Raw genomic sequence first — 9,965 nt, forward strand, 5'->3', positions numbered from 1 at the left:
GTACGTATGGGGTTTTCGATACGCCGACCATACGCACCGGCTCCTAGCCTGGGAGCATGCGTGTCTTGATCGTCGAGGACGAACCGTATCTGGCAGAAGCCGTCCGCGACGGGCTGCGCCTGGCCGCGATCGCGGCCGACATCGCCGGTGACGGCGACACCGCGCTGGAACTGCTGAGCGTCAACAGCTACGACATCGCCGTCCTCGACCGCGACATCCCCGGGCCCTCCGGTGACGAGGTCGCCCGCCGGGTGGTCGCCTCGGGCAGCGGCATGCCCATCCTCATGCTCACCGCGGCCGACCGTCTCGACGACAAGGCCACCGGGTTCGAACTCGGCGCCGACGACTACCTCACCAAGCCGTTCGAGATGCGGGAGCTCGTCCTGCGGCTGAGGGCCCTCGACCGCAGACGCGCCCACCACAAGCCTCCCGTACGGGAGATCGCGGGGCTGCGGGTGGACCCGTTCCGAAGGGAGGTCTACCGCGACGACCGCTATGTCGCGCTCACCCGCAAGCAGTTCGCCGTCCTCGAAGTCCTCGTCGCCGCAGAGGGCGGTGTCGTCAGCGCCGAAGAGCTGCTGGAACGGGCATGGGACGAGAACGCCGACCCGTTCACCAACGCCGTCCGCATCACCGTCTCCGCACTGCGCAAACGCCTCGGCGAACCCTGGGCCATCGCCACCGTGCCGGGCGTCGGCTACCGCATCGACACGGCACCCGGTACGGCAACCGGTACGGCAACCGGTACGGGACGCGAGGGCGGCGAGCGTGCATAGGGCGCCCGGGCTGAGTGTCCGGCTCAAACTCACCCTCAGCTACGCCGGGTTCATCATGGTCGCGGGCGTCGCGATGCTCGCCGCCATGTGGGTGTTCCTGCTGCACAGCGTGCACCCCGGTCTGGTCATCATCGTGGAGTGGCGCACCGCCGTCCTGCGCGAGTTCGGCCCCATCACCGTCGTCGCACTGGCGTTCCTGCTGGCCTTCGGTCTGCTGGGAGGGTGGATCCTGTCCGGCCGCATGCTCGCCCCGCTGACCCGCATCACCGACGCGGCACGCACGGCCACCGCGGGATCGCTCTCCCACCGGATCCGGCTGCCGGGCCGCAGCGACGAGTTCCGCGAACTCGCCGACGCCTTCGACACGATGCTCGCGCGGCTGGAGGCACAGGTCGCGGAACAGCAGCGGTTCGCCGCCAACGCCTCCCACGAACTGCGCACGCCGCTGGCCATCTCGAAGACCCTGCTCGACGTGGCCCGCACCGATCCGACGTGTGACACCGGCGAGGTCATCGACCGCCTGCACGCCGTCAACACCCGGGCGATCGACCTCACCGAGGCACTGCTCCTGCTCAGCCGCGCCGAGCAGCGACCCGCCACCCGCGAAGCCGTCGACCTGTCGCTCGTGGCCGAAGAGGCCGCCGAGACCCTGCTCCCGCTCGCGGAGAAGCACGGCGTCGCCCTGGAGGCCAGCGGGGACACCGCCCGTACTATCGGGTCGTCGGCCCTCCTCGTACAGCTGGCCATGAACCTCGTGCACAATGCGATCGTCCACAATGTGCCCGAGCAGGGCACCGTGTGGGTGCATACGGGCGTCCACCAGCGCAGTGTGGTCCTCACCGTCGAGAACACCGGCGCGAAGCTCTCCCCTCAACTGGTCTCGACGCTCACCGAACCGTTCCAGCGCGGCACCGCGCGTGTGCACACCGACCACGCGGGCGTCGGTCTCGGCCTGGCCATCGCCAAGACGATCACCCGGGCACACGACGGGACGCTGACCCTCACCCCGCGCTCCGCCGGGGGCATCCGCATCGCCGTGGAACTGCCCGCCATTCCGGGGCAGAACGGCAGGTGATCCGGACACCGGAACGCTCGGCCGCGCCATGGGCGTGCACCGCGGCGGGCGGAAACCGTTCGATCGGGGCGACGTACCGGCCCTAGCATGCGGGCGCATGAGCAGCAGATTGCGCGGTGTCGCGGACCTCAACGAACAGATCGCCGCCGACGGCCGGTACACCACCGGCAAGGGCACCGTCGTCGAGGTGGGCACGGCGCTGACGGCCGCGGTCACGGGCACGGTGAGCTACGGGCCGGACAGCGTCGTCGGCGTACCTCGCACGCCGCCAGGCCACCGGACGTCCTTCGAGGTGACCGCCGAGGACAGCCTCCGGGCCGCGCGGCGGCTGCACCTCGCCGGGGCCGAACGGATCGCCGTACTGAACTTCGCCTCCGCACGCAATCCGGGAGGCGGCTATCTCGGTGGCGCCAAGGCCCAGGAGGAGGACCTCTGCCGCAACGCGCTGCTGTATCCGTGCCTGCTGCGGGCGCCCGACTACTACGCCGCCCACCGTGACTCCCCCGACCTGTTCTACAGCCACCGCGTCATCTGGTCCCCCGATGTGCCCGTGCACCGCGACGACCACGGCCGGCTGCTGGACGAGCCGTATCCCGTCTCGTTCCTGACCTCACCCGCGCCCAACGCCGGGGAGCTGCTGCGCCGCGATCCGGATGCGCGCGGCCGCATCCCGCGCGTCCTGAAGGAACGCGCCGAGCGGGTCCTGGCGGTGGCCGCGCACCACGGCGCGCGGCAACTGGTCCTCGGCGCCTGGGGATGCGGGGTGTTCCGCAACGACCCGCGCGAGGTGGCCGAGGCGTTCCACGCCCACCTGACCGCGGGCGGTGCGCTCGCGGCGGCGTTCGAGCGCGTGGTCTTCGCGGTCTGGGACCGCTCCCCCGGCTCCGTCAACCGCGCCGCCTTCGCGGAACGGTTCACTCCGGCAGGCGGGCCGGTCGGCGAGGGGGTGTCCGACCGGCAGTGAGCGCGGTGGCGCCGTCTGTGTGCCGCCTGTGCGCGATGTCTTGACCGTCTAGTGGTCCAGTCCTATCGTCGGTTTCGCTCCTCCGGGTTGAAACGTATCAAGCGCGAAACGCACCAAATGCGCCGCCCTCCCCTGCCCCGCGCCACCCGACCGGAAGGCGCTCCATGCCACTCCCCCGCCGCCTGATCGGCACGCTCGTCACCACACTGCTCGCCTGCGCCGCCCTGCCCGCTCTCCCCGCGCGGGCGGCCGTGAGTCCGAGCGTGTGGGTGCAGGACTCGGACGACCGGCCGTTCACCTCCAGCACGCCGCCCGCCGGGGCCGCCACCGCGGTCTCGCTGTACGCGGCGCGCGACGACTACGAGGCCGCCCAACTCCTGGTGCGCTCCGGCGGATCGCTCAGCGGCGCCTCCGTCACCACCGGCGCCCTGGCGGGCCCGGGCGGCGCCGCTATCCCGGCGGGCGACATCTCGGTGCGCCGCGAGTACAACCACCCGAGCGTCCAGAAGATCGGCTCCGCCAACACCGTCGAGAACCCGCCGGACGGCGGCAGCGCCTACTACGACGCGCTCATGGACAACGCCCCGCAGAGCGCGGGCGCGAACACCACGCTCGCGTACTACTACCAGGTCCACGTGCCGGACGGGCAGGCACCGGGCACGTACAGTGGCAGCGCCGTCGTGAACACCAGCGCGGGGAACGTGACGGTGCCGGTGTCCGTCACGGTCTACAGCGCCACGATCCCGCCCACCGACCAGTCGTCGTTCAAGATGAACAACTGGTTCACGTCGGCGGGTTGGGACTACACCGGCACCGTGCAGGCCATCCCGCTGCAGTACGGGGTGCAGATGTACGACGCGAACTGGTGGAAGGTCATCGGCAACATCGCCACCGACATGGCCGCGCACCGCAACAACGTCGTCTACGCCGACTTCCAGGCGCTGCTCATCCCCGGCACCACGATCGACGCGAGCGGCGCCTACCACTTCGACTGGTCGGACTTCGACCGCTTCGTGCAGCTCTTCGTGGACGCGGGCGCGATGCAGTACCTCTACACGCCGACACTGCTGGAGGGGAATCCGGACGGCAACTCCCCCGGCCTGGAAACCCTGGTGGCCGCGAACGGCACGAGCGGCGCCGTGAAGCGGGTGCTGTGCAAGCCCAACTCGGCGGCCGCGGGCTCCTGTCCCGACACCAACGCGTATCTGCGCACGCTCTTCCCCGCGCTCAAGGCGCACCTGGACGCCAAGGGCTGGACCGACCGGTTCTACATGAGCGCCCTGGACGAGCCGTCCACCCAGGCGCAGTCGGACGCGTCCAACTGGCTGTACGACACGTACAAGAGCTCCTTCCCCCACCCGCTCACCAATGAGGCGCACAACTCGCTGTTCACCGGCAACGCGGCGGACCTGACCACGCAGACACCGGTGACGAGCGACTACGACGCGCACCCGGCCTGGTACCAGAGCCAGCGGCTGGCGGGCAAAGACCTGTGGTTCTACACCTGCATCATTCCGCAGGGCGACTACATGAACCGTTTCATATCGAACCACCTCGACGCGACCCGGCTGCTGCCCTGGCTGGCGTTCAAGACCGCCGCCGACGGCTATCTGCACTGGGGATGGAACTACTGGGTCAACAACGTCAACGGCACCTGGCAGGCGGCCGACACCTTCAACGGCTCGCAGAGCGGCGACGCCTGGCTGGTCCGCCCGAACAAGGCCGCGTACGGCATCTACGACAGCCTGCGCAGCGAGTCCCAGCTCAGCGGGCTGCAGGACTACGAGTTGCTGAACATCCTCGCCAGGACGAAGCCGGTCGCCGCGCACGCGCTCGCCGAGACGATGATCACCGACCTGACGCACTTCGACACCTCGGGCACGGACGTCGTCCAGCGGCACAAGCAGCTGCTCGACGAGATCGCGGCCGGCGGCCCCGACGCGTCCTTCCCCTTCACCGATGACTTCACCACCTCGGGCGACGAGCACAACTGGCGCCACAGCAAGGGCAGTTGGTCGGTCAGCGGTGGCAGCTACACGCAGTCCTCGACCGCCGCCGAGTGGGGTGACACCTCGGCCGTCGAGGGCCGGGCGTACGGCGACGTCGCCGCCTCCGTCGATCTGCGGATCACCGGCACCGCCGCCGACGGCGGCTCCGGCAACTGGGCGGGCCTGATGGTCCGTTCGATGAACGGCAGCGACATGGACACCGGCTATCTCATCGCCCAGCGCGACAACGGCCAGCTCTTCGTCTATCGCGGCGGCACCACCCTGGGCTCCGCGACCGTCCCCGGTTACGTCGCCGGCCAGACCACACATCTGCGGGTGGTCGCCAAGGGCGGCAGACTCAGCGTCTACTCCGGCACCTCGCAGTCACCGGCGCTGACCGTCGACGACAGCGCCTACGGCGTGGGCGACATCGCGCTGGTGACGGGCGGCGCGAGCGCGGTCTTCGACAACGTGCGGATCAACCCGATGGCGAACGCCGCGGAGGGCGCGACGATCACGGCGTCCAGCTCGTACGACGCGGACGGCTGGGGCAAGGACGCGCTGGCCGACGGGCGGCGCGGTTCGGTCCCCGGCGCGCTGGGATGGAGCAGCGGAAGCTCACTCGCGACCGACCACACCGAGTGGGTGCAGGCCGACCTCGGCTCGGTGAAGCCGCTGAGCCGCGTCGACCTCTATCCGCGCGACGACAGCGGCAACGCGGGCAACGGGTTCCCCACTGACTTCACCATCCAGGTCTCGGCCGACGGCACAACCTGGACGACGGTGGCCGACCGGACCGGCTACCCGAAGCCGAGCGGTGCCCAGACGTTCCCGTTCGCCACCACCTCGGCGCGCTATGTGCGGGTGACCGGCACGCGTCTGCGCACGGACTCCTTCGGCAACTACCACATGCAGTTGGCGGAGTTGGAGGCGACAGGAGGCGACCTCGCTCTCGGCCGTACCGTCAGCGCGTCCAGTTCGGTGGAGTACCCGAACGAGAGCTGGCTGCGCTCCGACCTGACCGACGGTGTGCACCTGTCGAATCTCTGGTACTCGATGGGCTACAGCAGCGCGGGCGCGAGCACCCAGCACACCGAGTGGGCCCAGGTCGATCTCGGCGGCCCGAGCCGCGTTTCGCAGGTGGCGCTCTGGCCGCGCACCGACGGGACCAACACCGGCCGCGGATTCCCGGTGGACTTCGCCGTCCAGACCTCGCCGGACGGCGTCACCTGGACGACGGTCGCATCGCGGACCGGGTACGCCCCACCGGACGCCACGGCTCAGACGTTCGGCTTCGCCGCGACGACCGCCCGCTATGTGCGGATCACGGGGACGAAGCTGAGCACCGACCAGACGGGCACGTACTACCTGCAGCTCGGGGAACTGGAGGTCTCCTGACCGGCCCGCCACACCTACACTAGTTGACACGGGACTAGTTTCATTGCGACTATCACCGCATGACGAACCAGAGCTGCGGCACCGCCCTCGTGATCGGCGGCGGCATCGCCGGACCCGTACTGGCCATGGCCCTGCAGAAGGCGGGCATCGAGGCCACCATCTACGAGGCCTATCCGCGGTCGGCCGAAGGCGTCGGCGCCGGGCTGAGCCTCGCTCCGAACGGCCTGGACGCCCTCGACGTGATCGGGGCGGCCAGGTCGATCCGCTCCGCCGGACTGCCGATGACCGGCATCGTGCTGCAGGACTGGGCCGGGCGGCGGCTGGCCGAGTTCGGCAACCCGCCCGGCATCGCGCCCATGCAGTTCTTCTGGCGCACCGACCTCTACCAGGCGATCTACGGCGAGGCGGCCGACCGGGGCATCCGTACCGAGTACGGCAAGCGGATCGTCCGCGCCGAGGAGGACGAGCACGGCGTCACCGCGTACTTCGAGGACGGTTCGCACGCCACCGCCGACGTCCTGATCGGCGCCGACGGCATACGCTCCACCGTCCGCTCGCTCATCGACGCGGACGCCCCCGGCCCCGGGCACGCCGGCCTGATCAGCTTCGGAGCCCGGGTGCGCGACCCCGAGGTGCCGCAGACCGGGGGCAAGATGAACATGAGCTTCGGCAAGCGCGGCTTCTTCGGCTACCAGGTCTTCGACGCCGAGGACGCGGTGTGGTTCGTGAACGTGCCGCACCCCGAGCCGATGACGGCGGCCGAAGCCCGGAAGACACCCCCGGCCGAGTGGCTGAGCACGCTCGCCGCCACCTTCGCGGACGACCGTACGCCCGCCCGCGACCTGATCGCGCGCACCGACCCGGACGACCTGCTCGTCATCGGCTCGATGGAGAACATGCCCGCCCGGGTGCCGTCCTGGAGCAAGGGCCGGATGGTCCTGGTGGGCGACGCCGTGCACGCGCCGTCGTCGAGCTCCGGCCAGGGCGCCTCGCTCGCCATCGAGAGCGCGATCGAGCTGGCCCGCTGCCTGCGCGACCTGCCGTACGACGAGGCGTTCCAGGCGTACGAAGCACTGCGCCGCCCCCGCGTCGAACGCATCATCAAGGAGACCACCCGCAAGAACAGCGACAAGACCGCGGGCCCGATCGCACGTACGGTCAACGGCCTGGCCCTGCGCGTCTTCGCCAAGCTCGTCAAGCCCGAGAAGAGCGCCTGGATGTTCGACTACAGGATCGCCTGGGACGACAAGGTCAGCAGTCCGGTCCATGCTTGACGCGGCCCTACGCGCACCCGAACCGCCGCCCCTGCCGGACGTGACGACCGGGGCGGCGGGGTGGAGAGGCCAGGTCAGCTCACCAGGACCCTCTTGATCGCGGAGGCCAGGTGTATCGAGGTGTGCCGGGACGTCTTGGAGGGCGCCTCGGTGATGATGCCGCGGAACTGCACCTGGCCGCGGTGGGACGGGCGCACCGAGAAGTTGAGGCTGCCGCCGGCGTTGTAGCCGCCGCGCGAGCACCGCAGCGTCACCCAGCCGCCGTTACCCGAGCGCTGCTGCACGCAATACCTGTTGTAGGTGGAGTTGTCGTCCTCCCCCTGCCCCACCAGGTGCACGGCCGACCCGTAACGCACGGTGTGCGGCCCGGCCGAGAACGAGATGTCCGACTTCGCCCAGGCTCCCGCGGCCCCCAGCCCGATCGCGGCCACCGCCACGCTGCCGACGGCCATCCCCCGCAGTGCCGTACGACGCGTACCCATGCTCATGATCTGTATCCTCTGCGATCGCTGTGTTCCCCGCCAAGCGGGACAGGGCTGGTCAGGCCCCTGAGCCGCCGGACGGGCTTCCGCACAGGGAGACCGCCTGGACGCTTCCGTCGTTGCCCGGCGACCGTCACAGTTCTGAAACACGCTGGTCCGCCCGTTCTGACGCGCACTCACGCACCTTTGGTCCAGACCTATTGACGGCACTTGCCGCCCCTCATACGATCCCGACGGGCACAGCGCTCCACTCTTCCCTTCACCCAGAACCGGGCGCCCCACCGCCTTTCATTTGCCATGCCCACGTCATGGGCGACACGGGAACGCGCCACTCCGAACTCCTTGCCCCCAGGAGGCAGTCGTGGAAGGTGCACCGCACGTGAGTCACACGAGCCGTGCCAAGCACAGAGCAACCGTCGTCAAGCGCGCCCTGGCCGGGGTGAGCGCGGCAGCCGTCGTCGGCACCGCCGTCGCCCTCGTCGGCTCCGGCGCGGCCGGGGCCGCGACCACCAACCTGGTGGCCAACCCAGGTTTCGAGAGCGGGCTGTCCAACTGGTCCTGCTCCGGCGGTTCCGGCGCGGCCGTCAGCAGCCCCGTGCACTCCGGCGCCTCCGCGCTCAAGGCCACACCGGCCGGGCAGGACGACGCCCAGTGCACCCAGACGATCAGCGTGCAGCCCAACTCCCCGTACACGCTGAGCGCGTACGTCCAGGGCAGCTACGTCTACCTCGGCGCCACCGGCACCGGCGCCGCCAGTGACCCGTCCACCTGGACGCCGGGCACCTCGTCGTACACCCAGCTCAGCGTCAGCTTCACCACCGGCGCGAACACCACCTCGGTGACCGTCTACCTGCACGGCTGGTACGGGCAGCCCACGTACTACGCGGACGACGTCTCGCTCAGCGGCCCCGGCGGCAGCACCACACCGCCCACCACCCCGACGACGACGCCGCCCACCACCCCGACCACGCCGCCGACCAGCACGCCACCGACCACCACACCCCCCACCAGCACGCCGCCCACCACCACCCCGCCGGGCGGCACCACCTGCGCCACGAAGCCCCGCCCGTCGGGCAAGGTCCTCCAGGGCTACTGGGAGAACTGGGACGGCGCCGCCAACGGCGTCCACCCCGGCATGGGCTGGATCCCGATCACCGACAGCCGGATCGCCCAGCACGGCTACAACGTCATCAACGCCGCCTTCCCCGTCATCCTCTCCGACGGCACCGTCGAGTGGCAGGACGGCATGGACGCGGGCGTGAAGGTCGCCACCCCGGCCGAGATGTGCCAGGCCAAGGCGGCGGGCGCCACCATCCTGATGTCCATCGGCGGCGCGGCCGCGGGCATCGACCTCAGCTCCAGCGCGGTCGCCGACCGCTTCGTGGCCACCGTCGTGCCGATCCTCAAGGCGTACAACTTCGACGGCATCGACATCGACATCGAGACCGGCCTGACGGGCAGCGGCAACATCAACACCCTCTCGACCTCGCAGGCCAACCTGGAACGCATCATCGACGGCGTCCTCTCCCAGATGCCCGCGGGCTTCGGCCTGACCATGGCCCCCGAGACGGCCTACGTCACCGGCGGCAGCGTCACCTACGGCTCCATCTGGGGTGCCTACCTGCCGATCGTGAAGAAGTACGCGGACAACGGCCGCCTGTGGTGGCTGAACATGCAGTACTACAACGGCAGCATGTACGGCTGCTCCGGTGACTCCTACCAGGCCGGTACGGTCACCGGCTTCACCACCCAGACCACCTGCCTCAACAACGGACTGACCATCCAGGGAACCACCGTCAAGGTGCCCTACGACAAGCAGGTGCCGGGACTGCCCGCCCAGCCCGGCGCCGGCGGCGGCTACATGGCCCCCAGCCTGGTCAGCCAGTCGTGGAACGCCTTCAGCGGTTCCCTGAAGGGCCTCATGACCTGGTCCCTCAACTGGGACGGCTCCAAGAGCTGGACCTTCGGCGACAACGTCAGATCCCTCCAGGGCCGCTGACATCCCGCG

Annotated in this window: 6 protein-coding genes and 2 pseudogenes; 7 read left to right on the plus strand and 1 reads right to left on the minus strand. The window is 70.1% G+C overall.

Going from position 1 to position 9,965, the window contains the following annotated elements:
- Positions 1–56: 56 nt before the first annotated feature.
- The 5 genes from AB0M29_RS41625 (at position 57) to AB0M29_RS41645 (ending at position 7,475) form a co-directional block, all read left to right on the plus strand.
- Complete coding sequence (locus tag AB0M29_RS41625) at positions 57–776, plus strand: response regulator transcription factor (RefSeq protein WP_365392200.1); 720 nt, start codon at positions 57–59, stop codon at positions 774–776.
- Positions 769–1,851, plus strand: a complete 1,083-nt coding sequence (locus AB0M29_RS41630; RefSeq protein WP_365392202.1) for a HAMP domain-containing sensor histidine kinase — start codon at positions 769–771, stop codon at positions 1,849–1,851. The genes AB0M29_RS41625 and AB0M29_RS41630 overlap by 8 nt, the downstream gene beginning before the upstream one ends.
- Before the next feature lie 97 nt (positions 1,852–1,948).
- On the plus strand, positions 1,949–2,815 hold the full coding sequence (locus AB0M29_RS41635) for a TIGR02452 family protein (RefSeq protein ID WP_365392203.1): 867 nt from the start codon (positions 1,949–1,951) through the stop codon (positions 2,813–2,815).
- A 164-nt stretch (positions 2,816–2,979) separates the two neighbouring features.
- Positions 2,980–6,201, plus strand: a complete 3,222-nt coding sequence (locus AB0M29_RS41640; protein ID WP_365392205.1) for a discoidin domain-containing protein — start codon at positions 2,980–2,982, stop codon at positions 6,199–6,201.
- 59 nt (positions 6,202–6,260) lie between these two features.
- Complete coding sequence (locus tag AB0M29_RS41645) at positions 6,261–7,475, plus strand: NAD(P)/FAD-dependent oxidoreductase (RefSeq protein ID WP_365392207.1); 1,215 nt, start codon at positions 6,261–6,263, stop codon at positions 7,473–7,475.
- Between the two features lie 74 nt (positions 7,476–7,549).
- On the opposite strand, the gene AB0M29_RS41650 is transcribed toward AB0M29_RS41645, so the two are convergent.
- Positions 7,550–7,963: a hypothetical protein gene (locus tag AB0M29_RS41650; protein WP_365392209.1), complete on the minus strand. Its 414-nt coding sequence runs from the start codon at positions 7,961–7,963 to the stop codon at positions 7,550–7,552.
- 511 nt (positions 7,964–8,474) lie between these two features.
- Here AB0M29_RS41650 and AB0M29_RS41655 point away from each other — a divergent pair.
- Both AB0M29_RS41655 and AB0M29_RS41660 read left to right on the plus strand, forming a co-directional pair.
- A pseudogene (locus AB0M29_RS41655) lies at positions 8,475–8,807 on the plus strand (carbohydrate binding domain-containing protein); the annotation flags it as partial.
- Between the two features lie 195 nt (positions 8,808–9,002).
- Positions 9,003–9,956, plus strand: a pseudogene (locus AB0M29_RS41660) (chitinase); the annotation flags it as partial.
- Positions 9,957–9,965: the final 9 nt, after the last annotated feature.

It is taken from the genome of Streptomyces sp. NPDC051976 (assembly GCF_040680795.1).
GTDB lineage: Bacteria > Actinomycetota > Actinomycetes > Streptomycetales > Streptomycetaceae > Actinacidiphila.

What these genes read in the sequence shown, in the direction of transcription:
- AB0M29_RS41650 (WP_365392209.1), bottom strand. Translation starts at nt 7,963, where the DNA reads ATGAGCATGGGTACGCGTCGTACGGCACTGCGGGGGATGGCCGTCGGC.
- AB0M29_RS41645 (WP_365392207.1), top strand. Translation starts at nt 6,261, where the DNA reads ATGACGAACCAGAGCTGCGGCACCGCCCTCGTGATCGGCGGCGGCATC.
- AB0M29_RS41635 (WP_365392203.1), top strand. Translation starts at nt 1,949, where the DNA reads ATGAGCAGCAGATTGCGCGGTGTCGCGGACCTCAACGAACAGATCGCC.
- AB0M29_RS41640 (WP_365392205.1), top strand. Translation starts at nt 2,980, where the DNA reads ATGCCACTCCCCCGCCGCCTGATCGGCACGCTCGTCACCACACTGCTC.
- AB0M29_RS41625 (WP_365392200.1), top strand. Translation starts at nt 57, where the DNA reads ATGCGTGTCTTGATCGTCGAGGACGAACCGTATCTGGCAGAAGCCGTC.